The sequence below is a fragment of the Chamaesiphon minutus PCC 6605 genome, from assembly GCF_000317145.1.
In the GTDB taxonomy this organism is placed as follows: Bacteria; Cyanobacteriota; Cyanobacteriia; order Cyanobacteriales; family Chamaesiphonaceae; genus Chamaesiphon; species Chamaesiphon minutus.
This window is the reverse complement of sequence record NC_019697.1, coordinates 551,751-577,760: the sequence shown is the minus strand read 5'-3', so window position 1 is coordinate 577,760 and position 26,010 is coordinate 551,751. Positions and strand designations below refer to the sequence as shown.

General features: G+C 45.7%; 28 protein-coding genes. 14 read left to right on the top strand and 14 right to left on the bottom strand.

Going from position 1 to position 26,010, the window contains the following annotated elements; translation table 11 throughout:
* Positions 1-150: 150 nt before the first annotated feature.
* A complete protein-coding gene (locus tag CHA6605_RS02655; RefSeq protein ID WP_015158003.1) occupies positions 151-594 on the top strand; it encodes a response regulator in 444 nt (147 codons plus the stop codon).
* On the opposite strand, the gene CHA6605_RS36990 is transcribed toward CHA6605_RS02655, so the two are convergent.
* Positions 591-689, bottom strand: a complete 99-nt coding sequence (locus tag CHA6605_RS36990; RefSeq protein ID WP_422678759.1) for a LuxR C-terminal-related transcriptional regulator — start codon at positions 687-689, stop codon at positions 591-593. The two genes, CHA6605_RS02655 and CHA6605_RS36990, sit on opposite strands and share 4 nt — an antisense overlap.
* Before the next feature lie 51 nt (positions 690-740).
* Positions 741-935, bottom strand: coding sequence for a hypothetical protein (locus CHA6605_RS33525; RefSeq protein WP_157259737.1), 195 nt, complete (start codon positions 933-935; stop codon positions 741-743).
* 256 nt (positions 936-1,191) lie between these two features.
* Here CHA6605_RS33525 and CHA6605_RS02650 point away from each other — a divergent pair, with 256 nt between their 5' ends.
* Positions 1,192-2,556 carry a TRAP transporter large permease gene (locus CHA6605_RS02650; RefSeq protein ID WP_041548635.1) on the top strand — a complete coding sequence of 455 codons (1,365 nt, stop codon included), beginning with the start codon at positions 1,192-1,194 and terminating at the stop codon, positions 2,554-2,556.
* 64 nt (positions 2,557-2,620) lie between these two features.
* Here the strand turns inward: CHA6605_RS02650 and CHA6605_RS31185 are convergent, their stop codons facing one another.
* The 4 genes from CHA6605_RS31185 to dctP form a co-directional block, all read right to left on the bottom strand.
* The gene (locus tag CHA6605_RS31185) at positions 2,621-5,458 is read right to left on the bottom strand and encodes a tetratricopeptide repeat protein (protein ID WP_015158000.1); all 2,838 of its coding nucleotides are present in this window, start codon (positions 5,456-5,458) and stop codon (positions 2,621-2,623) included.
* 4 nt (positions 5,459-5,462) lie between these two features.
* Entirely contained in the window at positions 5,463-5,666 is a 204-nt protein-coding gene (locus CHA6605_RS02640; RefSeq protein ID WP_015157999.1) for a hypothetical protein, read from the bottom strand.
* Positions 5,667-5,726: 60 nt separating this feature from the next.
* Entirely contained in the window at positions 5,727-6,914 is a 1,188-nt protein-coding gene (locus CHA6605_RS02635) for an ATP-binding protein (protein ID WP_015157998.1), read from the bottom strand.
* Positions 6,915-7,292: 378 nt separating this feature from the next.
* Positions 7,293-8,405 carry a TRAP transporter substrate-binding protein DctP gene (gene dctP / locus CHA6605_RS02630; protein ID WP_015157997.1) on the bottom strand — a complete coding sequence of 371 codons (1,113 nt, stop codon included), beginning with the start codon at positions 8,403-8,405 and terminating at the stop codon, positions 7,293-7,295.
* Positions 8,406-8,620: 215 nt separating this feature from the next.
* Here dctP and CHA6605_RS02625 point away from each other — a divergent pair, with 215 nt between their 5' ends.
* Positions 8,621-9,214 carry a TRAP transporter small permease subunit gene (locus CHA6605_RS02625; RefSeq protein WP_015157996.1) on the top strand — a complete coding sequence of 198 codons (594 nt, stop codon included), beginning with the start codon at positions 8,621-8,623 and terminating at the stop codon, positions 9,212-9,214.
* A gap of 87 nt (positions 9,215-9,301) precedes the next feature.
* A complete protein-coding gene (locus CHA6605_RS02620; protein WP_232432168.1) occupies positions 9,302-9,682 on the top strand; it encodes a low molecular weight protein tyrosine phosphatase family protein in 381 nt (126 codons plus the stop codon).
* An 83-nt stretch (positions 9,683-9,765) separates the two neighbouring features.
* Here the strand turns inward: CHA6605_RS02620 and CHA6605_RS02615 are convergent, their stop codons facing one another.
* Positions 9,766-10,902, bottom strand: coding sequence for a DegT/DnrJ/EryC1/StrS family aminotransferase (locus tag CHA6605_RS02615; RefSeq protein WP_015157994.1), 1,137 nt, complete (start codon positions 10,900-10,902; stop codon positions 9,766-9,768).
* A gap of 92 nt (positions 10,903-10,994) precedes the next feature.
* Positions 10,995-11,120: a hypothetical protein gene (locus CHA6605_RS36030; protein ID WP_269744558.1), complete on the bottom strand. Its 126-nt coding sequence runs from the start codon at positions 11,118-11,120 to the stop codon at positions 10,995-10,997.
* A 241-nt stretch (positions 11,121-11,361) separates the two neighbouring features.
* Here CHA6605_RS36030 and CHA6605_RS02610 point away from each other — a divergent pair, with 241 nt between their 5' ends.
* Both CHA6605_RS02610 and CHA6605_RS02605 read left to right on the top strand, forming a co-directional pair.
* Complete coding sequence (locus tag CHA6605_RS02610) at positions 11,362-12,465, top strand: SpoIID/LytB domain-containing protein (protein WP_015157993.1); 1,104 nt, start codon at positions 11,362-11,364, stop codon at positions 12,463-12,465.
* Between the two features lie 257 nt (positions 12,466-12,722).
* A complete protein-coding gene (locus CHA6605_RS02605; RefSeq protein ID WP_015157992.1) occupies positions 12,723-14,114 on the top strand; it encodes a sensor histidine kinase in 1,392 nt (463 codons plus the stop codon).
* Between the two features lie 284 nt (positions 14,115-14,398).
* Here the strand turns inward: CHA6605_RS02605 and CHA6605_RS02600 are convergent, their stop codons facing one another.
* Together CHA6605_RS02600 and CHA6605_RS02595 are read right to left on the bottom strand one after the other, a co-directional pair.
* Positions 14,399-14,647, bottom strand: a complete 249-nt coding sequence (locus CHA6605_RS02600) for a hypothetical protein (protein WP_015157991.1) — start codon at positions 14,645-14,647, stop codon at positions 14,399-14,401.
* Between the two features lie 293 nt (positions 14,648-14,940).
* Positions 14,941-15,126, bottom strand: a complete 186-nt coding sequence (locus tag CHA6605_RS02595) for a hypothetical protein (protein WP_041547472.1) — start codon at positions 15,124-15,126, stop codon at positions 14,941-14,943.
* Between the two features lie 19 nt (positions 15,127-15,145).
* On the opposite strand from CHA6605_RS02595, the gene CHA6605_RS31180 reads away from it, so the two are divergent.
* Together CHA6605_RS31180 and CHA6605_RS31175 are read left to right on the top strand one after the other, a co-directional pair.
* Entirely contained in the window at positions 15,146-15,928 is a 783-nt protein-coding gene (locus tag CHA6605_RS31180) for a transposase (protein WP_051038653.1), read from the top strand.
* Positions 15,925-16,491, top strand: coding sequence for a transposase (locus CHA6605_RS31175; protein ID WP_051038651.1), 567 nt, complete (start codon positions 15,925-15,927; stop codon positions 16,489-16,491). The genes CHA6605_RS31180 and CHA6605_RS31175 overlap by 4 nt, the downstream gene beginning before the upstream one ends.
* Here the strand turns inward: CHA6605_RS31175 and CHA6605_RS02585 are convergent.
* Both CHA6605_RS02585 and CHA6605_RS02575 read right to left on the bottom strand, forming a co-directional pair.
* Positions 16,463-17,452 carry a T3SS effector HopA1 family protein gene (locus CHA6605_RS02585; RefSeq protein ID WP_015157989.1) on the bottom strand — a complete coding sequence of 330 codons (990 nt, stop codon included), beginning with the start codon at positions 17,450-17,452 and terminating at the stop codon, positions 16,463-16,465. The genes CHA6605_RS31175 and CHA6605_RS02585 overlap by 29 nt on opposite strands.
* Positions 17,453-17,657: 205 nt before the next feature.
* Positions 17,658-18,851, bottom strand: coding sequence for a phosphotransferase (locus CHA6605_RS02575; protein WP_015157988.1), 1,194 nt, complete (start codon positions 18,849-18,851; stop codon positions 17,658-17,660).
* A gap of 363 nt (positions 18,852-19,214) precedes the next feature.
* Between CHA6605_RS02575 and CHA6605_RS02570 the strand changes: the two genes are divergently transcribed.
* Genes CHA6605_RS02570 through CHA6605_RS02555 form a run of 5 tightly spaced genes read left to right on the top strand, consistent with a single transcriptional unit; the run spans position 19,215 to position 21,357 of the window.
* Positions 19,215-19,577 (top strand): helix-turn-helix domain-containing protein, encoded by a 363-nt coding sequence (locus CHA6605_RS02570; RefSeq protein ID WP_051038649.1) that lies wholly within the window; start codon positions 19,215-19,217, stop codon positions 19,575-19,577.
* 14 nt (positions 19,578-19,591) lie between these two features.
* Positions 19,592-20,158: a helix-turn-helix domain-containing protein gene (locus CHA6605_RS02565; RefSeq protein WP_041547411.1), complete on the top strand. Its 567-nt coding sequence runs from the start codon at positions 19,592-19,594 to the stop codon at positions 20,156-20,158.
* Complete coding sequence (locus tag CHA6605_RS02560) at positions 20,098-20,793, top strand: transposase (protein WP_198288354.1); 696 nt, start codon at positions 20,098-20,100, stop codon at positions 20,791-20,793. The genes CHA6605_RS02565 and CHA6605_RS02560 overlap by 61 nt, the downstream gene beginning before the upstream one ends.
* A 4-nt stretch (positions 20,794-20,797) precedes the next feature.
* On the top strand, positions 20,798-21,109 hold the full coding sequence (locus tag CHA6605_RS36730; protein WP_157259735.1) for a hypothetical protein: 312 nt from the start codon (positions 20,798-20,800) through the stop codon (positions 21,107-21,109).
* A gap of 11 nt (positions 21,110-21,120) precedes the next feature.
* Positions 21,121-21,357, top strand: coding sequence for a hypothetical protein (locus CHA6605_RS02555; protein WP_015157987.1), 237 nt, complete (start codon positions 21,121-21,123; stop codon positions 21,355-21,357).
* Between the two features lie 59 nt (positions 21,358-21,416).
* Here CHA6605_RS02555 and CHA6605_RS02550 read toward each other — a convergent pair whose 3' ends face one another.
* A complete protein-coding gene (locus tag CHA6605_RS02550; RefSeq protein ID WP_041547468.1) occupies positions 21,417-24,407 on the bottom strand; it encodes a Tn3 family transposase in 2,991 nt (996 codons plus the stop codon).
* A gap of 128 nt (positions 24,408-24,535) precedes the next feature.
* Positions 24,536-25,438 carry a tyrosine-type recombinase/integrase gene (locus tag CHA6605_RS02545; RefSeq protein ID WP_015157985.1) on the bottom strand — a complete coding sequence of 301 codons (903 nt, stop codon included), beginning with the start codon at positions 25,436-25,438 and terminating at the stop codon, positions 24,536-24,538.
* Between the two features lie 83 nt (positions 25,439-25,521).
* Between CHA6605_RS02545 and CHA6605_RS02540 the strand changes: the two genes are divergently transcribed.
* On the top strand, positions 25,522-25,980 hold the full coding sequence (locus CHA6605_RS02540) for a helix-turn-helix domain-containing protein (RefSeq protein ID WP_015157984.1): 459 nt from the start codon (positions 25,522-25,524) through the stop codon (positions 25,978-25,980).
* Positions 25,981-26,010 lie beyond the last annotated feature (30 nt).

Genomic DNA, 26,010 nt, shown 5'->3' with positions numbered 1-26,010 from the left:
AATAGGATTTGAGTGTATTTATAATAAATTTAATTTTTGCTTAGTTGCGATGCAGCATTACGCTCGCAAGAAAATTGTTGTGATTGGGATTTTACTCCAAATACAACTCCAACCTCCTTGAGGCGATCGCTGTCAATTTTATCAAATATCATGACAAACACGATAAACAACTCAATCCTGAATATCTTACTAGTCGAAGATGATGAAGTAGATGTGATGAAAGTACAACGAGCTTTTGAGGCTGGAAACATTACTAATCCTTTATATATTGCTAGCAATGGAATTGAGGCTTTAGAAATGTTACGTGGTAAACCAGGACAACCTGCTGTCGTTCCTCCCGATCGGCGACTGATTCTACTAGACTTGAATATGCCCACAATGAATGGGCTAAGATTTTTACAGGAATTGCGGGCGGATGAAAAAATTAGGCATACTACAGTAGTGGTGTTTGCGACATCTAATGCAGAAAGCGATAAAATCGAAAGCTATGGTTTAAATGTTGCTGGTTACATCCATAAACCTACAAGATTTGAAGAATTTGTCGAGCTTCTTGTGGCGATAAATAACTATTGGACGTTGTGCCAAATGAATTAGTAGTCCATCGTGCAAATCTTGGCAATATCTCGATCGCGAAATCCCTTTGTCAAAAGCTGCATTATTTCCCGTTCCCGCTCTGAAAGCTCTTTGATAGAGCCTTGATGTGGGTGAATCGAGTCTGGCTTTGGGGTGGATGCGATCTCCTAATGTTCGCCCCGCCTGACGGCATCTACAGCCGAGCGCAATTCACTGGGGGTAATTGCTAGAGCGATTTTCGATCGCGCGGAAAGTGGGACTTTCGCATCGAAAGCGTTGGCAAGTTTGGCGTTGGCGAGATTGCCAGAAATCATTGAGCCGCGATCGGCTGGGTTTGTCTGTACGTGCAGAAAATGTGTCAAGTTACTGTGAGATGCGGTGACGAGTTTGGCTCACCAGAGTGCTACTTACTTTCTATTTGTAGCTTATGCTCTTGTGAGCTTTTTTACCCACCTCCCAACTTTTCAAACATCCTCTAACAGATGAGGAGATTAGACTCTTTGCCTAGCAACGCTTTCCCCATCCAAAATCCAAAATGGCATGAGTCGCGTGCGACCGAATTATGACACAATAAACTCGACCGATGGTACTGGCGATCGACATTCGATCGGAAAAAATATGGGTTTTGAGTTGATAGAAATCGATACTGAGTGGCTGGCAATAGCCATGTTTGCGGGCTTTTTTGCAATCTTGATGACTGGCTATCCCGTATCATTTTCCTTTGCTGGTACCGCGATCGTGTTTGGGATAATTGGCTACCTAATGGATGCCTTCGATCCTAGCCGTTTGTTATTGCTGCCGAATAATTGGTTCGGTACGATGTCCAACTTTACGCTCTTAGCCATTCCCTTTTTTGTCTTCCTGGGTTCCGTCCTAGAAAAATCGGGCATCGCCGAAGAATTATTAGAAACGATCGGGATTGTTTTAGGCCCTTTGCGTGGGGGATTGGCATTAGCAGTAGTTTTAGTCGGTACCCTATTAGCCGCGACGACAGGGGTGGTAGCCGCGACTGTAATTATTATGGGCACGATCTCCCTACCTGTAATGCTGAGGTATGGTTACGACAAACAATTAGCCGCTGGAGTCATCGTTGCTTCGGGCACCCTCGCTCAGTTAATTCCCCCCAGCTTGGTGTTATTGGTATTGAGCGATCAGTTGGGCGTGTCGGTGGGCGATTTGTTCTTAGGGGCGTTAATTCCGGGGCTGATGTTATCGGCTTCCTATGCCATCTACGTATTAATCCTTGCCTATTTCAAACCCCACCTCGCACCCGCCCTACCTTTATCCGTCCGACAGATTAAAGGCAAAGCGTTGGTCAAAAAGTGCATCAAAGCAGTTTTACCCCCCTCACTGCTGATTTTTGCCATCTTAGGGAGCATTTTCTTTGGTCTTGCCACCCCGACAGAAGCAGGGGCGGTCGGGGCGGTCGGGGCTTGTGGCTTGGCCGCTCTCAATCGCAAACTCAATTGGCAACTGATTACCACGGCGGCTCACGCGACGGCGGTGGTATCGACGGTAGTAGTGATGATTTTGTTTTGCTCGTCGTTTTTTAGTCTAGTTTTTGATGCGCTAGGGGGCAAAGAATTAATTACCGAATTATTGGTCGATTTGCCTGGTGGTAAAATCGCTTTTTTGATTGTCAGTAATATTGTGATTTTTCTGCTCGGTGTCTTCCTCGAATTCATCGAAATTTGCTTTATTGCGATGCCGCTATTAGTCCCCGCTGCGCAGAAATTGGGACTCGATATGGTGTGGTTTGGGGTGGTGATGGCCATTAACTTACAAACAGCTTTTATTTCACCACCCGTTGGTTTTTCGCTCTTTTATCTCCAAAGTGTCGCGCCCCCAGAACTCAAGACGATCGATATTCATAAGAGTGCGATCCCGTTTGTAGCTTTGCAATTTACGATGTTACTCATCGTGATGATTTTTCCGCAAACTGTGACTTGGCTGGTTAGTCTCGCGGCGAAACCAGTTTTGTGAAACTCCCCGCCTTTCAAACTATCGCTTAAAATAACGATCCGATCGATCGTTCGATTCATTGCCTTTAACCATCGCCTTCCAATCCCAACGCCTCCCGCAATAATGGACGTAGCTCCTGCGGTAACGCCAGAAAGATCCGCTTATCCTGCGGATTTTGCTTGTATTTAACCCCTGCGGCTACCATCTTCAGAGCCAATCCTAACTCTTGATGCGGTTTACCCAATTCTTGCCACATTTTCAGCCACTCATTGGTAGTATAGTCACTAATAATCGGTGACATCACTGCTTTGAGATTGCGAGTCAATGCTACGCCTAATTCTGGCAATACTTCAGCCTCAGTATAAATTTCGAGCAATTGCGGCATCAGATCGCGAACGGCTGGTTGTTGGAATTTATTCAATATTTCCTTATCGAATAATTCTTGAATAAGGCTACTAGTATTGCTAGGTTTAGCATGTCTAATAAGATTAAATGCTTTTCGCCAAATGGTCAAGGATTCATTATAATTATCAAGATGGAACAGTGCAAATCCGATGGCGTGCCAAGAGTTAAATCTGTCTGGCTCGATCTCAATAGCCTGCCGCCAAGCATCTAGTGATTCTTGATATCGACCTAATTTATAAAGAGCACTTCCTTTGTTGTGCCAAGCATCATGAAACTTAGGATTGATTTGAATGGCTTTGTCATAACTATATATAGATTCCTCATATCTACCTAAATTTAGTAACTCGACACCTCGATTAAGCCATGTTGTTGGTCTATTTGGATCTATTTTAATCACGCGATCGTGAATTTCAATAGCCTCTTCATATTTATCCAAGTATCCTAATGCCACAGCAAGAATGTTGAGTGAAATAATGTCATTTGGTTGAATTTTCAAAGCTCGATTGCAGCTATCAATTGCCTCTTGACATCTATCTAGCTCAATTAATGCTGATGCCCGATTACCCCAAGCTTGATATAATTCAGGATAGTAGTGTATTGCTATGTCAAAATCATTAATTGCTTTTTCTTGATTACCCAAAGATAACTCTGAAACACCACGATTGAACCAACCTATTGAATTTTTCGGTTGACTTGCAATCAATCGCTCGAAACTAGCAATTGCTTCATAATGTCTATCTAATTTTGCTAATGTTCTACCACGAGCATCCCAAGCTAGATAATTTCCTGGTTGAAGTTGAATCGCTAGGTCATAAATTTCAATTGCTTCTTCATCCTTACCTAGCTCACCTAACGTATTTCCATACATAAGTAACAAGATGATATTTTGTGGATTCTGCTTTAAGCAGCGATCGAACATTACTAAAGCAGCAGCCCACTCTTCTGCTTCATATAATAGTAATCCTTGTAAAAATAATTCTTCAACAGTTTCAACCTGAGTTGAATTTGTCGATTCCCGATCGGTATCTAATAGATCTCGAATTGCCGCTCTTGCTTCATCGAATTTTTCAGCTACTATCAGATCCGCGATCGGTTGAGACATCTCCACGCTAATATTTTGAACGTGGGCTAATTCTTGCCATACTTGCAGAGCCGATTTAGCATCACCTAGTTCGATCGACTTCTGAAAATCAGATTCGCAAGCCAGTAACATCGGATGAGGGCGCGAATCTTCGAGTGCATGTTTATAGTATTGGGCGTGTTCTAGATTACCCGATAACATTAGTCGATCGAATTGTGCTTTAATTTCTTCTGGACGATACCAGATCCGAATCATCTCGATTAAAGATTCTACCTCCTTACCGCGATATTTTTTTACCTCCAGGCAGAGCCGCATCAATACTTCGGTTAGCTCGTAATAAGATTCCTTCCCGTACGATTCCGATTTGACATATCCTTTGCCTTTAAGATCTTTTAATTGACTAGAAATCGTCTGCGGCGTAGCAAAACACCAAGTTGCAATATCTTTGACAATTACCGCTTCCGTGTTATCGACTAAATACGCGACAATCTTGCGCTGTTGTGGCGATAGCATCGCCATCCGCGATTGATAATAGGGCATCAAATCGTCGAGCATCTTCATAAATGCGCCGACGAGACTATCGAGATCTTGCTTGGTAATTAGTTGAGCGAACAGCGTATAAACGCGCGGATTGCCACCAGCTAACCGATGCACCGCGCGAACTCTCGCCGAACCTGCGGGAGTGTGCAGGAAACTTGCTAACTCTTTATCCCCCGATTGTGCGGCAATATTAGTTAATAGTTCGATCGCATTTTCGTGAGTGAATGGTTGTAAATTGAACCGTGTAAACCAACCATAGAAAGACTCCTTCCCACTGAGAATACCCTGAAATAAAACTGGCGTAGTAGCGAGGATCGTACAGCATTTATATTCCTGTAAAAATGCTCTCAACCGCTGTTGTCCTTCCGTACCCAAGCCATCGAATATGTCGTCGAGATTTTCGATAATTAAAAATAAGGTTTTCTTACCTACCAACTCAGCTAATAAGCTATCAGCATATACTTCTGCCTCCATTGGCGAATGACTTTGTAGAATAGTAATATTATTAATGGAGATCGATCCAAGTTCCGTATCGGGATATTCTTCGCCGATCGATCGAAAAATCCGCACGACTAAATCTAACCACGAACTAATTCCCCATTCTTCTTCGCGCAACCAAGCAATAATTACCCGCTCTTGCAAATCTTTCCGATCCTTAATCCGGTTATAGACGATCGATACTAAATGAGTTTTCCCCATCCCCCGCGCACCAATTAGCAATGGAAAATGCTTATTTTCGGTAGTGATACTAATGACAATGCGATCGACTAAATCGGCGACTAGCTCGTGACGCTGCACCAAAATATCTTCCAACACCTGCGGAGCCATAATGCTCGGCGTGAAGTTGGATAATAGTGCTGCTTTTTGAAATTTTTCTGTAGACAGATAGCCAGTCATTTAGTTATTCCTTTGGTAACTGTCTTTGGTCTGATTTTTCGGTCAGAGAATCGAGATTATTTGTGGGCAAATATCCAGAATAACGACGCTTGATGTTAATTTTTTTAGCTTGCAGATCGAGTTCGATCTCGCCCCAATCCCAAACAGCAACTATTGCGACGATCGAGAGTAATAAGATTGGTGCGATCGTGTATATATCTGTCATCATATAGTTCCTCTGAAAAGATTACCGTTATTTAGCAAAAGTACTTATCAAAATTACACAGTTTTACACCCGCTGATATTGCCAATATCGTTTAATTAACCCATAGCGGAAACTATAGGTTTTATCCACATTCATGACTAGATAACCATCTTGCCGCAGCAGTTTTAATACCGTGCGAAATATTTCTATGTCTTGAATGGCTAAATTGCGATCGCGAATTTGCTCTAAACTCAACCCGATTGTGGATTCAGCCAGAGTATCTAAAATTGCCAGTGCAACTTCTTTAGCTCCATCTCGATAATAAGTTTTAATCCTTTCCTGGTAATGATTCATATCCCAAGGATTCGGATCGCAAAGAACTAGATCGATTTGTGCTTTGACTAGATCGGGTGATATCTGCTGACGCAGACTTTTTAGTTTCAAGATCGAGTGATGGATATAAAATGGAATCCGATCGACTTGCTGAGAAATTTCGTTAGCGACGGCAGATCGATCTGTTGTAGCTATGTTTTCCCCATCTAATAATTGCGTGGCTAACTCGATCGCATCATCGGGATCTAGCGGCTGGAGATCGCATGTATACATATCGTTAGTAGGTGCATTATTATAGCCAGCATCTTTTAATTTACTAATAACATGATGCAACCCGATCGATCCGGTATAAACCATCCTTAATTGTGGATATGTTTGCCGCAGCGCGCGTAATGTATCGAGAACTTCCATCGCAACTAAGGCACCATTTTCCCGTTTGAGAAAGTTATCGAGCATCATTGGTAGCTCATCCCAAAAAAAGATTATTTGCTTACCCTTCTTCCCATCCTCCCAGTCATCAACTGCTAAGGGATGACTCATTACATACTCGATCGCATTTTCCAGAATTTCTTTCCAGCGACTTGTTGATGCTTCGGGGATTTTGATAATGTTCCCAATCTGCCAACCTGCAAAATCTTTAGTGAATTTACCGAATGCTTCTTCTACCTTTTTGAAGCCTTTTTGGTAGCCGCTGATATCTGTCAGTATATTGGAGACAAACTCCGCTGGCGATACCACCTTTTCTAAATCTCGATAGATAGGGAATACCGCTGCACCCCCCTCCTTTACCATCTGCTTAACGATGGTAGTTTTACCCATCCGTCGCTCTGCTGTCAGCACGATACTCTGCTGCGCCAAGCGTTCCCACAATTCGTCAATTACTGCATCTCGACCGATGATATCCGCTGAGTCTATCTGCCCGCCAGGATTTGCTTTCATCAACAATTATATCTCAGAGCGTACTTGTCTATCATAACATACGTCAAAAGCAACGCGCGTTGCTTTTGACGTATGTTATGATAGATTAGAACCGTAAATAAGCCGTTGATGTTTTTACAGTTGACATTACTACACTAGTACCGAGCGGCGTAAATCCTAGTACTATTCTGAGAAGAGTTGGGAGGAAAGGAGAGTATAGGCAATGGTTGCTTTACTTATGCCGTCGAGTACTAGTCGGTTGATCATTGCATAGTAAATTTGAACTATACAGCCTAGTCTACTTTTCCCAAACGACTCGTAGGTGCAGATATTGGAGTTATTCAGATGAGAAAGCTCCGAAAAACGCTGATGAAAGTGGAAATCGGTCAAATCTCCAGTTTAGGATTTTAATTTGGCATAACTAAATCGATCGAAACTGGCGGAATTAATATTATTCCAGGCATAGATCCGATCGCGAAATTGTTTCCATTCATCAAAGATCTGCTTGAAATCGGCATCTTTGGCAGCGAAATCGTCGTACAACTCAAACGATGCCTTTTCTGCTGCTGCTAAAATCTCTGGGCTGTAAGAACGCAACTTCACACCATTTTTAATCAAGCGTTGGAGAGCTTGATTATTCCGGGCATCGTAACGAGCTAGCATTGTCATGTTGGCTTCAAAGGCCGCAGTTTGAACTGCCGCTTGGTAGACAGGTGGGAGTTTTTGCCATTCCTTAAGGTTGATTTGAACTTCTAGCGTCGGCCCTGGTTCCCACCAGCCAGGATAATAATAATATTCGGCAACTCTATTCAATCCCAATTTTTCGTCATCGTAAGGCCCCACCCATTCTGCTGCATCGATGGCTCCTGTCTGCAATGCTTGAAAAATTTCGCTACCTGGGAGAGTTTGCACGGTGACGCCCAGTTTTGCCATCACTTGTCCGCCCAAGCCAGGAATCCGCATCTTCAAGCCTTTGAGATCGTTAAGGGTCGAGATTTCCTTCCGAAACCAGCCCCCCATCTGACCGCCAGTATTACCCGCCGGGAATTGAATAATTCCAAACTTCCGCGCGTAGAGTACTTGCAATAATTTTAAACCACCGCCCTCATACAGCCACGCATTTTGCTGTTGACCGTTGAGTCCAAAGGGGACGCTAGTCCCAAAAGCCGCAGCGGGAGTTTTGCCCACATAGTAATAGGCCGCAGTATGACCGCAGGGGACGGCTCCTTGAGATACGACATTGAGTACCTCTAGCGGCGGAGCGAGTTCGCCAGCCGGACGCGGGGTAATCTTAAACCTACCATCGGTAATCGCCGCCAAGCGATCTGCAAAGGTTGTGGCACCACCAAAGATGGTATCGAGCGAGATCGGCCAACTGGTCGCCATTTGCCAGTTAATAGTCGGTAAGCCAGCCCCCGATCCTGAAGACCTTTTTCGCGCTCTACAGGACACTAGAGCAGCCCCTGAGACCGTACTGGCGATCGCCGCTCGGACAAATTGTTTCCGTTTCACTTTTGACTCCTTGCGCTTCCGTACTAGAGATCGGACTCGATCGAGATTTAGGCAAATTACCTACATAATTCGAGCTAAGCTAATGTTAAACTACGCCCTACCATGACGATCGATAAAATTGCCGATCTGTCCTCGGACTTTGGTACGATCGGGGGCGCAACTGCTTCATTTTAGGGAACTAAAAACTCTTGTCTAACCCGATCCCCCCTGCTACTATGCGCGCCCTGTTGAACTTTTCGCGCGCGATCGATAAAATCACCGAGTTCGTCGGCAGTTTGACTGCGGGGATGGTCATCCTCACGATCTTAGTTGGTTTTTATAATGTCATCGCTCGGTATGTGGGTCGATTGATTGGCATCCAATTATCTTCCAACGCGCTCATCGAATTGCAGTGGTATTTATTTTCGATGATGTTCTTTTTAGGGTTCGCCTACATTCTCAAGCACGGTGCCAATGTAAGGGTCGATTTTCTTTATACCAATTGGACTGTTAAGCAACAAGCCTTAGTCGATTTTATCGGTACGATCTTATTTACGATTCCCTTTTGTGTTTTAGGAATTTGGGTCGCGATCGATCCAGTATTGCAATCTTGGGGACTTTTACCCAACGGGAATTGGGGCACTTGGGAAATTTCTTCAGATGCGAATGGTTTGCCCCGCGCCCCGATTAAGACGATGATTATTGTTGCTTTTGCGACTTTGTTGCTTCAAGCGATCGCCCAAGCTATCAAGTATCTAGCTGTTTATAAAGGCTATCCTCATGCTGCCGAAATCATTCAAGCAGATATCGAGAATTTACCTCTAGAATAGGATGACATTTTGCACCATTTATCCATTACCTCTTACCGCTGCACATGTTGAGATCCTCTAGTGGTTGAGGGCAGGCAATATCGATCGGTGGATCGACCGTATGATGTAGAAATTATCCTTCGATTCGAGTCAGCGTTTATGTATCGCGAACAGTTGTTATTTGTTTGTAGTCGGAACCAATGGCGGAGTCCGACCGCAGCAGCTTTGTTTGATAATAGCGAGCGATATATTGCCAAATCCGCAGGTACGTCAGATAGTGCCAGGATAAAAATTACCCCTGGCTTAATCAATTGGGCCGATCGAATTTTTGTGATGGAAAAACGTCACACTGCTATTCTCCAGCGCAACTATCCCGATTTAATCGAGGGAAAATCGGTCATAGTTTTACATATTAGCGACGATTATCAATATCAAGATCCAGAATTAATCGAAATTCTGGAATCTCGTCTGGCTGAATACCTAGAATAAGTAGATCTGTGGCTATCTACAAGGGGCACCCTGGGTCGAAACCAAACACTAATATATTTCAACTGGTGCAAGATGTGAGTAATTTAGCCCTCCATCGCATCTTTAAGCGCATATACAACCCGTTGCTGTTCTTCAAAGGTAATTTCGGGAAACATCGGCAACGACAACACCTCATGGCTGACTAATTCGGTATTGGGGAAGCTGCCAGCAGGATAACCGAGGTCTTGATATACTGCTTGTAAATGTAGGGGCAGCGGATAATAAATCATTGAGATGACGCCAGCTTCGAGCAGACTAGCACGGACGCGGTCGCGATGGGCGGCTGGCTCTACTCCCGCAGGCGCAACGACTCTAATCGTGTATTGATTCCAAGCAGATTCGCCGCCAGGAGTAGCTTGAGGGGTAATAATGCCTGGAATATTGGCGAGCAAATCTTGATAGCGCGCAGCAACGGCGGCTCGCTGTTGGTTCCAAGTATCGAGATGTTGGAGTTTGATCTGGAGAATAGCGGCTTGGATGGCATCGAGACGGCTGTTGACCCCGATCGCTTCATGATAATATCGCTGACGGCTGCCATGTTCGCGGAACATGCGTAAGTCGGCGGCTAGCGCGGGATCGTTGATAGTAATCGCGCCACCATCGCCACAAGCACCGAGATTTTTAGTGGGAAAGAAACTAAAACAGCCAAAATGACCGATACTGCCGACTTGTTTGCCATTCCATTTGGCACCTGTTGCTTGCGCGCAGTCTTCAATGACGATTAAATTATGCTGCGTCGCGATCGACATCAGCTTGGTCAGATCTACCGGATTGCCGAATAAATGTACGGGCATAATTGCCTTGGTACGCGGTGTAATCGCGGCTGCCAACCGATCGAGATCGAGATTGAATGTCGCCAGATCGATATCGACAAATACTGGCTGTGCGCCGACGGCACTGATAGTTTCAGCCGTAGCAATGAAAGTAAAGGGTGTAGTAATTACTTCATCCCCCGCACCGATGTTCATCGCTCTTAAGGCTAGATACAGGGCATCCGTGCCGGAATTACAGCCGACGCATTCAGTGGTGCCGATATAAGTGGCGAATTTTTGCTCGAAGTTCTGCACCATCGGGCCGCCAATATAAGCACCGCTGGCTAGAACTTCTAATACCGCTGCACTGACATCAGCACCGATCGCTTGATACTGCCGTTTGAGGTCAAGAGGGGGGATGTTACTCACAACGTTAATAACCGTGAATTTTCAATTGGATTGTAGCGGTATAGTCTACCACATCGTTGGCGTAGCCTCTGTGAAAGAGAATCGCAATGGACTCAATTTACCATTAACTGGCGATCGCCACCAAAGTCGTTGGCGGAGCCTCTGTCTTGACTGAAACACATGCGGAGGAGCGGCGCACCTCGGTCGGGAAACCCGACCGAGAGAGTGCGACAAGACAAACCTTCGCGTGATTTCAGTCGCTCCTTTGGAGAATCGAGTTACAGGTTCATTTCCAGACGCAGTAGCAACACTAGACGTTCCATAGTATTAACGCAAGTTGCTAGTTATATTCTCAGCGGCTAGAAACCGCCGCTTGGAGTGCCAAGTCCGCAGACGCGGACTTGGCAACATTAGCAGCGATTTTAGACTCAAGTAACTAGCAACTTAGGTTATTATTACTTTTCCGACGATAATTTTTTTATGCTGATTCGCCTGCTGCATCTAGGCATTCAAACTAGCTGGTTTTCCCTCTTCATCTGGCTGCTGGCCGCGATCCCCGTCGCTGCCGAGCAAGTCCGCATTGCCATCGCCCAAAATATCGATCGAGTCAATCTGAGTACTTCTACTCCGGCCATTATTAGCGATGGGAATGGCCAAAAAATCGGCGAACTCCAGCCGATGCAAGGATTGCTTACTAGTGCGAATGACGATCGCGTAGTTACTGGCAATACTCAAGCGACCAAAATATTATGGGTCAAACCTCAACAAAATGGCTATGTCTGGATCGGCGATCGCTGGTATCGCGGCTCGGTACAGGCGATCGCTACCACCAACCGTCTGGTGGTCGTCAACCATGTCAATCTCGAGCAGTATCTCTACAGCGTTTTGGGATCGGAGATGAGTCCGACTTTTCCGCTCGAAGCTCTCAAAGCTCAAGCCGTCGCCGCACGTACCTACGCCCTCTATCGCAGCCAATCCACCAGCAAAAAATCATTCGATCTGGATAATACCCAAACTAGTCAAGTCTATCGCGGTCTATCTGGCGAATCAGACACCACTCAGACCGCTGTCAATGCCACTCTCGGTCAAATTATGACTTACCAAGGCAAACCGATTTTAGCCGTCTTTCACTCGGCTTCTGGCGGCCATACAGAAAACGTCGAAGATATTTGGTCGGGTCGTAAGCCGTATTTGCGGGGTGTCCCAGATTACGATATCGGTTCGCCAGGATATGAGTGGAGCCAAACTTTTACCGGAGCACAACTGAGTCAAAGTCTCAAGGTTTCCCAAGTCAAATCCCTCGTACCCGATCGCGTCACGCCTTTTGGCAGTGTCGTCAGTCTCAAGATTATTGGCGACACTACTAAAATTTTACCTGGGTCTCAGGTCAGAACCGCACTCAAACTCCGCAGCCTGCGTTTTACGATCGCGCCGACACCCACGGGTTTTCTCTTTACCGGACGCGGTTACGGCCATGCTTTGGGGATGAGTCAATGGGGTGCCTACAATCTCGCCGAGCAAGGGATGAGCTATGCCCAGATTTTAGCTCACTATTATCGGGGCGTTGAGTTGAGTAGGGAATAGGGGATAGGGGATAGGGGATAGGGGATAGGGGATAGGGGATAGGGGATAGGGGATAGGGGATAGGGGATAGGGGATAGTGGATAGGTAATGGGTAATAGATTTTGGATTTTGCGGATGCAATCACGCGGAGGTTCCCTCCACATGTGTTTCAGTCAAGACGGATTTTGGATTTTGGATTGAGAAGAAAATGCTCCCCTAAACCCTAATCCCTAATCCCCAATCCCTATCCCCTATCCCCTATCCCCTATCCCCTACTTATGTTCCAAACTACCCGCCGCCGTTTGGCAATTTGGTACACTACCGTTACCGCGATCGTGTTGCTGATGTTTGCGATCGGCATGTATATCTACGTCCGAGGTACGCTGATCGAGCGGATCGACGATACGTTAAATCATGTTGTGGAAGTTGTCAGTCGATCGATTTCGATCGAAAGAGTGCAGACTCCAGGGGTTAATGGCGAGCTACAAATTAATGTGGGCGCGAGTTTTCAGGATAATTCGGATCGGATCGATGACGATCGGATCGATCTGGAAGTATTTAATCTCAGTGGTAAATTATTGTGGTCTACGCTCAAAGAACCGCTCGATCTGCCAGTATGGATCGATCTCGATGGTTCTACCGTGCGTGTTGGCAACAATGCAATGGGGCAAAATCAACGCATTCTCCGGCAAATTACCGCCCCAATCAGTAGCATCGATGGCCGATTGGCGGGCTTTTTGAGGGTCAGTCACCCTTGGTTTGAAGTCACCAAACCGACTGAGCTATTGACAATCGATCTAACGATCGGGATTTGCTTGGTACTGACTAGCGTAGCTGCGATCGGGTGGTTATTATCGGGAATTGCGATCGAGCCTGTCAAAGCTTCTTATCAACAGCTCAAACAGTTTACCGCCGATGCTTCTCACGAACTCCGCAATCCGATCGCGACGATTCAAACTAATGTCCAAGTAGCACTGGGCGAGGAACCCTTAGCACCCCAGCAACGCCAACAGCTTCAGACGATCGAACGGTTGACGCGGCGGTTGGGTAAGTTGGTAGACGATTTGTTATTTCTGGCGCGTCAAGATAGCAGCACCCTCACACCGCAGTTTTGTCCCGTGCCGCTAGATGCCCTACTAATGGAAACGATCGAAGAACAGCAGTTAGCCGCCGCAGCTAGAGGAATCGCGCTAACACTGGAGATTGTCGATCCGATCGTATCCGCCGAAGACAAAGATATCGATGCGTTTAGCATTCTTGGCGATTGGGATCGATTGGCGCGGCTATTTACCAATCTGCTGACTAATGCGATTCAGTACACGCCGCCTCAAGACACACACAGCGGTTTTTCTGCGATGGATCGATCGGAAATCAAAGTGCAGCTCAAACAAATCTTTCGCCAAAATACTGCCTATTTGCAAGTCAAAGTTAGCGACACAGGCATCGGTATTCCCGACACTGCACTGCCGCATTTATTCGACAGATTTTATCGTGTCGATCCGGCGCGCACGGCGACTGCTTCAGATGTCAGTAGTGGTTCTGGTTTGGGTTTGGCGATCGTCCAATCGATCGTCGCCAGTCATCAGGGCGAATTATCGATCGAGTCTCAAGTCAATGTCGGTACGACTGTGACGGCAATTTTTAAGGCAGTGGCAATTCGATCTTCATAATCCACATAATCTTCGCCGATCGGCTCTATGTTCACAATCCTGCTGGCGCGATCGAAAAGACATAATTTTATAAGACAAATATAAAAATTGACACGTCATCTGCTGGCGAACCAGAACTGAGTCGATCTTGGCGTGACTGTAACTAAAATTTATCGGGTGGCGATGAGATCGCCCTTGGCAAGTGCTTCCTGGCCAATCGAAAGCACCGCTGAAGACACACTTACCTAAACGGTATATCTTCAGCGGTGCTAATTGCGCTTTAATGTGCCTCTATCGATCGAGGATTAGTGGCAAGGATAGACAGGAACGCAAGGAAAACAGTAACCTTTACTACCTTTTTTGCTACCTTTTTTGCTGCGTTTTTTACTGCTTTTTTTGCTACTTTTTTTGCTGCTTTTTTTGCTACCGCCGTAACCGCTACCACCAAAAATTTGACTGCTATCATTAGCTTGCAGTTCGGTCAAAAAGCTTTCGGAATCAGCTAATAAGTCGCTACCAGCAGGATTTAAGTTAGAGATTGAGATTGAAGCCATAATTGATTACTCCAGGGTTACAAGTCGAATCGCCAAAGTTTGTAGGTATGTTTGTGATTCGCGTCACAGAACAATCATGTGCGATTAAAATTTATTTCACAACCCATCTGACGCAATTGAAAAGACAAAACACTATGTATAAAATCTAAACCTGATTGTTACGAAAAACACGTATCCACGCGCATATTCTGCTACAAAGACAGTATGGATGGCGATCGAGCGCGGGCAAAAAGCGATCGGTACCCAACTTTTAGGGACTTAACTATGTCAGTTTTAGCCAACTAAAATTGTAGTTATTCAGTTACATAGCGATCGTAGCAGTCTTGACTATTGGGGTTGAGATAGGGGTGCGCGAGATCGATCTGCGCGCTGTTCCAGACATCTTTAATGCGATCGAGCCTAGCAGCCTGTCGGAGATAAGATTTTTCGGTTAGGATCGGGAGACTACTAAGGGTAAAACGATTGGTGCGGAAATTCAAAACGGTAGATTACGAGGCAATGCTAAAACAAACAGTGAGTATCGAAGAATGCTTGCCACCAGACCATCTTGCCCGATTTGTAGTGCAAACGATCGCTCAACTCGACCTCAGTAGTATTTATAGTGCATATGGAGCCAAGGGTGGAACACCAATTGCACCAGAAATTTTGTTAGGAATGCTTGTATACGGTTACGCGACTGGAATCTTTAGTTCGCGAGGATTGGAAAAAGCGAGCTACGAATCAATGCCAGTTCGATTTATAGCTGGTAACTTACATCCAGACCATGATACGATTGCCAACTTTAGGAGTAGATTTCTAGAACAGATTAAAGAACTATTTGTACAAATATTGGAAATGGCAGTTGCAGCTAATGTATTGAAAGTTGAAGACATTAGTGTTGATGGGACAAAGATTCACGCAGATGCGTCCAAAAGTAAGGCAGTGAGCCACAAACGTTTAGAAGAAATTCAGATGCAATTACGAACGGAAGTGGAAAAATTGATAAAATTGGGTCAAAAAGCAGATGGAATTAAGATAGACAAAGAAGTCGATGTTGTTGCCGAAATTGCGCGGAGGAAGGAGCGATTAGCTCATCTTGAGAAGGCAAAACAAGAATTACATAATCGAGCGCAAGAGCAATACGAATTAGACCAGTCTAAATACGTTGAAAAAATGGCAGAACGAGCAGCATATATTGAAAAAACAGGGAAAAAGCCGAGCGGAAGGGTTCCATCACCCCCTTTTTTGCCATCACCGATCGAGCGCAATACAATTTCACCGATCCTCAATCACGGATCATGAAAAATAGTGGTAACAAAGGCTTTGACCAGCATTATAATGGTCAGATTGCGATCGAGCATCAAGCTTTATTAATTATTTCCAACACTCTATCCAATCATCCTAATGACCAACTTGATGCACTACCAACTGTCGATGCGATCGATCGTAGAGTCGGCAAGCCCAAGCGAGCAGCATTAGATACTGGCTACTTCAGCGTGACTAATATTGAGGGTTTGGAGACACGTCAAATTGAGCCATACATAGCTACCGGGCGGCATTCTCATCAGGATTATTGGCAAACTATATTGTCACAACAACCAGATCCACCAGTGGCAGCGGCAACACTGAAAGCACAGATGGCATACAAGCTGCAAACCGATGAAGGAAGAGCATTTTATCGGTTACGAAAGTGTACCGTCGAACCGATTATTGGTATTATCAAAGAAACAATAGGGTTTCGCCAGTTCTCTTTAAGAGGCTTGACCAAAGCAGCCGGAGAATGGAATCTTGTCTGCCTCGCCTACAATTTCAGACGTTTGCATCGATTAATGGGGATTAAATGTGTTTCTCCGACAGGCTGCTAGCGGTAGCCGAGTTTTCTGTTGGTAATTCAGCCGATACTAAGCCGCGTGCGACGAGTTCGCAGCGATGCCTTCCAAATGAATCGGTAGTGGTAAGTGGCACCTCGGCAATTGCCAATCCTGGAGCTAGTTGCTTGGTAAATAGCGGCACCTGGGGAGAAAATTCAGATTGGTGGGCTTGATAAATGTTGATGAGGTAGGGTTGTGCTTTGAGGTAGTTAGCCTGAGACAGCCAGAGCGTAGCCGCATCATAGCGATAAAAGAAGGCAGGATCGTGGAGAACTGCAAACTCGAAGGCAATGCCTAATTGATTTAATTGGCTAGTTAATTGCTGGGCGATCGCCACAGCCGCATCTGGCGTAAAATTGAAGTAAACTTTCACTGATAGCGGATCGTCGTCTGCCTGAAGATCGCGCTGCTGCGGCGAACCAGCATTGCCAACCATGATGTACGTATTGACACCCACCAGGCTGTGCGGTAAATAAATGGGAATTGTATCGTCGATCGTGGCATTGTGGAAATTTGGCGGTAGATGGTGTTGTCGATCGACATGTAAATTTAAGCCATCTTTACTAATGATGAGTTCGCCATCGTCGGTTTCGGCGACTACACGCCAATTAATATCGAAATACCCACGGCTGGTGTTGCTCTGCTGGAGCCGTCGATAAAAATCGATGTCCACCCCATTAATCAGATTATTGGTAATTGGCGATCCCAATCCCGCTGCGGCGGCTGTTGCCGCAATTGTCGGCAAACTGCCAGTAAAATACACATTGTAGAGGTAATTGCGAACTCGATCGGTCAAAAATTTTGTCTGCAACGGGATAGGTATTTGGCTAAATCGTGCATAGAGATCTGGATCGATCGTCAGGGGTGGATAGTCAGGATGAGAGATCGTTAAATCTGGGGCGATCTCGATATTGTTGACTATTTCTACAAATACTTGCTGAAAATTTGATACCATTTTGGATTTTGAATTGAAGAAACTTTGCTGTCTCTGAATTTGGTCGATCCATCTGTCAGGATCGTTTTTTGAATTGGTATGATACGGATTATTTGCGCTCCCATATTGATGATTAGTTCGATCGATCGAAATGGGTAATGGGTAAGAAACAATCTGGTTTCGATCTTATGCCTTATGCCTTCTGCCTTCTACCCTCTGCTTTCTCTTAACAGCTTACTAATCGATCGAAATCACAATCGAATAGAGTCTTCATCGCAGCTTGCGGCGTACAGAGCAATTGCTTGGCTACTTGAAGCATCATAATCCCGCGATCGCCAAAGCTGCGGTGGCTATCGATCGAGATCTCAATGCGTTGGATGAGGGCGAGTCCCGCAAATTGGATCGCACGATCGAGAAAATCGGGGCGAGTAGCCAGAATTGTCGGAAATCCTGCTAAGTATGACTGCACCAAGGTAAATAAGGAGGGTTGCAGCAGCTCTAAGGGCGTTACTGCTAGCTGTAATGACTCATTGATACTCAACATCTTGCTAATTGCCAATCCATCCAGCCAAATTTCGAGATAGCTGCCTAAAATACAGCCTAGATCGAATGCTGGATCGCCCCAACTCGCTCGTTCCCAATCGATGACTCTAATTACTTGCGACTGGGTGCTGTTCCAGTCGGAGTCGAGCAGAATATTATTCAGTTTGAGATCGTTATGGATCGCACAACTGGGTGAGATTGCGGCACCCAGATCGGCGATGGCGCGTGTCAAGCTGGGGAAGCGTTGATACAGCTTAAAAAATTGCAGACACTCGATCGGCATTGTCTGAAAAACTTGGGGCGTAATCCGATTGAGACGGTAAATGATATCGGTGGCTGTCATCGCGGTATCGATGTGGCGATCTGCGTCTGGTTCGCTGGCGTCTGGGAAATCGGCTCGATCGAGTCCTCGCTCCAAAAATTGCTGATAATCTGGCTGTTGAAATGTCTGAGAGTGAAAAGTTGCCAGGAATTGTCCGATCGCGCTAGCGATCTCGATCGGGAATTGATTTTCCTGGAGATAGTAGCGATATAGATCGCTGTAGTTATTGAGATAGTTAACTATTAAAATTGAACTTTCGGGATCGAAATGTAGTAGTTCGGGTAAAAAGTTGCCAATTTTTTCGCCTAGCTTAGGAAACCGATCGACTAATTGCTTGATGTGCCAAGCTGTCCAAAATTCACCTCGACTTTCTCCACAATCATTCAAAATCTCTTGTTTGACTAATAAATGTCTGCCATCTTCAAATTCGATCGCGATGTTAAAGTTTTTTGCTGAAATAATTAAAGTTTTGCTCGTATCCTTCGCGAGATTAGTACAGTATTTAAGTTTAGCTAAATATGTGAAGACGTTATCTGTATCTAAAACAATTTTCATGATTAATCGATTTAATATTACTTATCCGATCTCTTGACACGAACAGTATCATTGGTAACCTAAGTTATCCCGTCATGTATCCGCTTTAGTTTAGAATCATTTGTTACTTTTAATACACCAGGTTGTAGCTATTGCCGATACTATCGATATCGCTCCGAGGTTTGGATCGAGATCGATGTTTTATTTAAGTCATATGGCTGATGACAATCTTAAAAAAGAATCTGAATTCACAGGTATATAAATGCTAGGTTTGACAAATGTTAGTCATTATTAACATGAAAATTAAGAAATAGTAAAGCGAGAGTGTGACACCTGAAAAAATCGCCTAATATGTGCTGAGATTCAGAGTTAGGAAGCCAAATTATGACTCAAATCGATCGCATCGACTTGGAGCAACTCACTACCAAATATTTAACAAAATTTCAACGTCACCTACTAGAAAATCAACTAGAAGTCGAAACAATTCCTGAATATCGACAGCGGATCGAAATTATGTTGTTGGCAGATGAAGGCAAAACCCAAACTCAAATCTGTCGGCAGCTCAACTGTTCGCCACTGACAGCCAGACACTGGATGTTCGTGGCTAAATCCGGTCAAGCGCACACTTGGCAAACCCAACCGATCGGTCGTCCCAAAACTGTCACATCCGACTACCTCAAGCGACTCAAGGAACTAGTACAGAGCGGCGTAAATAGACCTATGATTGAAAGCAGCTCATCAAAATGAGAGGAACACAGAGGATGCCAAGATTATCCGCTGCCCTAATTACACTCAATGAAGTAGAACAAGCCGAACTACAACAACTACTCAAGCGCAAGAAAACGCCACAACAAATCGCACTCCGAGCCAAAATCATCGTCTTGGCAGCCCAAGGGAAAAGTCACGGTGAGATTGCTGAGACATTAGAAATTAGCAAGGATATGAGTAGATTATGGCGAAACAGATGGTTGGAGTTGAAGGATCGACAACTGCCAGCCATCGAGCGGCTGATGGATGCCGTGCGACCAGGTGCGCCAGCCACCTTCACCCTCGAACAAATCACACAACTATACGCCATCGCATGTGCCCCGCCCGAACAGTACGGCCGTCCCATCAGTCAGTGGACGAGCAGAGAATTAGCCGCCGAACTGATAAAACAGGGCATCGTCGCATCGATTAGCCAGCGACATGTGGGCAGACTCCTAGCTGAAGCCGAACTCAAACCCCACCAGAGTAGTTACTGGTTGCATCCCCCCCCGACCCAGAATTGGGGCACAAAGTTGAACACATCTGTCGTGTCTACGAACAAGCACCCCAACGTGCGCTGACAGGAGAAGTCACCCTCAGCCTGGACGAAATGACTGGGATTCAAGCACTGGAGAGAACTATGCCAAATATTCCGATGAAACCAGGACAGTGCGAACGTGTAGAGTTTGAATATACTCGACACGGAACTCAATCATTAATTGCCAGTTTCGATGTGGCAACTGGTCGAATTGCGTTGGCCAGTGTGGGCGCAACTCGAACCGAAGCTGATTTCGCCGAGCATGTCACCCGTTCCTTAGCACAATATCCCACTGCCGCAAAATACCATTTGGTCATGGATTGTCTCAATACCCATCAATCCGAGACGCTGGTTAGGCTGGTGGCCGGATTAGAGACAACTCCACAGGAGCTGGGTGTTAAAGGTCAGTCGGGGATTTTGAAGTCAATGGAGACGCGAGCGCAATTTTTAGCCGACCCAAACCATCGGCTAGTGATTCATTACACGCCCAAACATTGTTCTTGGATGAATCAGATTGAGATCTGGTTTGGGATTCTAGTACGGAAATTGTTACGACGCGGTAGCTTTACCAGTACAAATCACTTGAAAGCCCGGATCCATGAGTTTGTGGACTACTTTAACATTACGATGGCCAAACCCTTCAAATGGACTTACAAGGGTAAACCTCTAACCTCTTAGATACTTGGTTTATTTCCGCCGCTCTATACTAGTCAGTACCAGTCCCAAGGAATTGGGCTACCCCTTTACGCGGTGGACGGGACAATGGTTGAGCAAGCATTTGTGCCAAGAATTTAAGATCTGTGTTAGTCCCAGACATATCAATCGGTTGCTCGAAGAGATCGGAGCCGAAGGCAAGTTCGCAGGCGTTGTCGAGTGTCCACCCGATCGAGTCATGAGATCGCATCATGTGACGATTGCTGACTTATCCGATCGCCAGATCGCGCCAGTAGAGGCAACTACTGAAGCAACGTGCAAACCAGAGTTAAAGGCATAGTCGATCGATTTATGGTTCAAAATCCTCCTGCTACCTCTATCTGGGGCAATCGACTCATTCAGGCTCTCGGAACGGATATCGCACCCCAAGATCTCACGCAAATTCAAGCAGGGACGCAGATTATCTCGATCGCGCCAGGGACGAGCTTTTGGCAATCTAGTACTAGTGAGCCAGGGCTTTATGTCGTTTTAGCAGGGAAAGTACGGCTGTTCGATCTCCACGGCAATCGGATTGCGACGTTGGGATAGCTACAGGATACGTGTAAAAACCTGCAAGATAGACCTCTAAGCCTTGCCTAAACTAGCTTTCATCCATCCAGGTTATTGGCTTCCGACAGAGCGGAGACAATCGGGAGATGAATTGCGCCCTCCAATGGCGCAGGAATGCTTTGCAGATCGATAACAAAATCGCCATAACGCTTCAGATGACCCGTCAAATAAGGACTCAGCGTTGCTAACATCGAACGATCGATCTTGACCCCTTCAGCCGTCAGTTGCTGAATGACTACAGACAGATCCACCGCATTATGGAGAATCACGGCACTAGCAACCAGATCGAGATACTTGACACGCTTCTCCTGTTGTTCGGGATCGTTTTCAGTGATAATTCCCTCCTTCCCAAAGAAGATCCAGTCTAGGAAATGATTGTAGCCCTCCACGATATTAGTACAGGCAGTAATCTCTTGGCGCAAACCACGATCGGAAATATATTCGAGCAGAAAGATCGTGCGAACGACTCGACCTAATTCCCTAAAAGCCTGATAGAGACGATTTTTCCGACTGTAACTTCCTAATTTCCGCAACAGCATCGAAGGTAAAAACTTCCCCGCCTGAATCGATAACACCACTCGCATTAAATCCTGCCAATGAGTGCGAATTAATTGCCAGTCAATGACATCCTTAAACAGCGGGTCGATATACTCGTAAACAGCATCCTGACTGGGACGAAAGAACTTATAATCCTGCCAGTTCCGAATCCGAGGCATCAGTTTAATCCCCAACAAATATGACAATCCAAACACGGTAGTTGATTGTCCTTGGGTATCTGCGTGCAAAGTATCGGGTTGAATATCCGAAGTATTCTTGAGCAAGCCATCGAGAATATAAACCGCCTCCCAAACTCCACAATTAATGAAATGGGTGAACAAAGCAATGTAGGTATCGGAAACATGATGGTAGGCAATACCCCCATAGCCACCATAGCGAATGTGATACTCTGACATCAAATTATTTTCATAAACCTCAAACTTACTGCCATCAGCAGCAGCCTTCTTCCCCGTCCCCCAACACTTGGGCAGCTCCAGCAGATTATAGGCATTAATCAGATCTCGCATCGCTGCTTCAAGCTGTTGAATGGAGATATGTTGGCGATTGACATAAGCCAACATCCGCGAACTAACTTTCCCCCGCGTGTGTCGTGCGGTTTGATTCGGCCCCAGATTACAACCATAGCCAAATACTGCCAAAATATACCGTTCGACCGAATTCTCAATCTTTGGCTCAGAACCAGAAACTGGGCCAAAATGACGCACCCAATTGAGCCAATGCTCGACATGACAAAGGATATCCAACACACTGCGCTCTGGCAGGCGTTGTAGGATCTCCGCTTCCAATTCCTTTGCTCCAGATGGTGGTGGCGCAGCAGCAATTCGTTTGAGTACTGGTTCGCCTTCTGCACTAATGGTTATCTGCGTCCCATCCTGGCAAATTTGGTCTACAGTGGTGGCTGTCTCTGTCAGTTCGATCTGAAGCTGTTCGACAAATTGAGCGGCGGTAGGAGCCATTCCGGTTTGTTGACAATAATCTGCCAATAGCGGCTGACACTCATCCCAGGATAGCAACTGTTCGCGGAAGTCTGCATAGTTCTCTGACCCCACCACGCAAGCATCACCGCTTTTGAATTCTGCTGCCAAATAAGTGAAGATACACACCTCGAATTGCTGTCGCACCAACCGCACTTTACCCTCATGTTCCTCCACCACCAATCGCCGCCAGCGTTCGCTCATAAAGCTCAGATCTAAATCATCCACTGGCAACCATTTGGAGCGGCGATCTTCATGCGCCAAAACGACAGTTAAAGCTGCCGTCAATGAGAGGTCTTGGCTGGTGGACTGGATTTCCAAGCCCCGCACCAATGGAAATAACACCGAACGGTAACGACTGTAGAACCGCCACACTAGGGGCAAGTAATTGTCGCTATTGTAAGCAGTAATCTCTTCACACTGCTCCAACAAAGCTACGGCTCCCCCATGCGTTTCCAGCACAGATTGGACTCGTTCGCCCAAACTAGCTGTATCGGTTTCGCCTGCTGATGTCTGTAAAATCTCAGCTAAGACTCCCAGCATCGATGCCGTCTGAGCTAAATGCTGCTCGCGTAACTCTACCAGCTTGTCTCTGGCACACTGGTGCATTTTCTGCATTCGCTTGAGAAACATCTCCACCAAATGGTCGCGAGTTTTGACTTGGACGCGGTAGAGCAGACAAATCAATAGAGCACGACGTTTAGCTAGTTTCAGCTCCCGCAAGTCCGTCAGAGCCAAGGCTTTGGCTTGAGCGGCAAAGGATTTGACCTTAGCAGGTGCAATAGTGATGAGTAACTGGCGCACATCCCCACAGGTGAGCATCTGCTCGAATTTAGCTTGTAGTGCTTGAACGTGAGATAGGCGAGCACTTTTCGGTGGTGCTCTCAATAAACTGAAGGTTAATCCCGATGCGGGTGAAGTAGCTAGCAAATCATCTACAAATGCCTGCTGGATGGGAGTCATCGCATTGGTAATGCGCCCAAACAAGCGATTATTCACGACAGTACGGATATGACCGACTAAACGATCTAAAGTACTAAAAGCTGGTAATTCATAACGTTCTTTGACCAATTCTTCGACTGCGACATTGATTAAATCGGCAGGATACTCCATCACCTGGGCCGCCTGTGCAATGGCCGTAGCAATGGCAGTTTGAGCCTTACGGTCGTAAGGATGAACGCCCAAGTAAGCTCGAATTGCCTCTGCATAATAGTAGCGAGAACGTTCGGGTGGGATGGCACAGACGTTGGCACTGAGATTCAAACAAGCCCGAATGTGTCCGACAACCGTTGGCGGGACTGCTTCTGATGGTGGAAAATAGCCCAACCGCTGGAATGATTTGAGCATCACTAATAAGCGCAGCAGCCCACGTTTACTTTTGACTTGTGTTTGGGCAAATATTAGCTCAGATGCAGATGGTGTATAGATTTCGGTCAGTTCCTTGACAGTTGCCTGAGATTTGAAGCGGGGATAAGCCGTGCGTTCGATAGCGGTCATAAAGCCGTTGGGAATTCCAGCCAGATCTGGCAATACTCAGTTGTCCAAGGCAGAGTATAAGCCATACTCTGTCATAAATTCAGTAGATCGCCAAAACATTATTTTAGGAGGTTTAGCGATCGTTAAATTCAACTATTTTTCGAGGCTTGCACCAATCGATCTAAGGCTGAGTGCGCGACAATTTCTGCTCGTTCAGAAGTAACTTTTTGATAGCGCAAAGTGGTTTGAATATTAGTATGTCCCATCAGGGCACGTAACTCCTCGATGCCCATCAAGCCAACTCGTTCGGTAGCAAAGGTGTGTCGTAAGTCGTGCATTCTAATCCCATTGAGTTCTGGTGCGCTCTCAATTAGGTGTGTCCAGTCACGATGAGCTGTGCGATAACTCAGGCGGGTGACTAATTTGGTGACGGGTTTTTGGGCGGTAAATAAAGCATCCGATTCTGGGTGACGGTAGTATTTTAGATATTTTTCTAGAACCGTTGCGGCATCTTCACTGTAGAAACACCACCGGATTTTATTCCCTTTGCCAATCACTTGAAATTTGCGCTCTATTAAATCGATCTGTTCTAGGTTCAATGCTAAAGTCTCTGCAATTCTGGCACCAGTGCGATGTAGCAAGTACACCAGAGCTTTCATCCGACTGTGATGGTCGATTACTTGATAAAGTGTGGTGATTTGGGCTGGGGATAAATATCGAATCACTCGATCTGAAAAATGCTCTCCCCGTTCTAGATTGGGTTTGCGTCGTTGAAGTCGAGCGATAGGGTTAACTTTCAAGTAACCTTGCTCGACTGCAAAGTTGAATAAAGCTTGTAAGATTGCTTGATGTCGTTGATGAGTCGTATAAGCTAGATGAGATAAGTTATCTAGGTAATTTGCTAGTGTCGAACGGCTCAAGATTTCAATCGGATAACTGCCGTATTCTCCTAGTAGCGGCATGAGGCTCAATTCATAGGATTGAACGGTGCTTCGAGCGAGTCCTGGACGCTCTAGAAATTCAGTGGCGACTGTAGCTAGTGGGATAGACAATTTATCAGTTAGTTTAACTAGTAAAGTTGAATAATACTTTCCATAGTATAGTTCTCTATAAACATATTTTAAGACACTGTTTTGTGAATATTCTTCAAAGTGATAAATCGCCTAACACCAGTGAAACTGTGGGTGACTATATCAAACGGATGCGATTAATGCTCGGTTTGAATCAGAAGGAATTGGCAGCTATCGCGGGGATTCACTTGCAAAGCGTGGGGAAAATCGAACGCGGGCTAACAACTAAGCTGAATTCTCACAGTAAAAATGGCTTGGCAAGTGCGCTACAAGTTCCGGTGGAATATTTAGAGGCAGTCTGTCGCGGTACTCCAGTTGTGGCTGTTTCTCAACTCAAATTCTGTGCGCCGTGCTGGACTCCTGGAACGCCACCAGACCCACTCTGGATGGATGTGAGGGCTAAATACTGCTTTCTGTGTGGTTTTGCGCTACGCGATCGTTGTAGTCATTGCCAGGAAACGATTGCTTCTCTCAAGCATCGCTTTTGTCCTTTTTGTGGCACTGCTTATAAGGCTGAAGCCTGATTTTAAAAGCCAGTCTAGGTGAGGATTAGA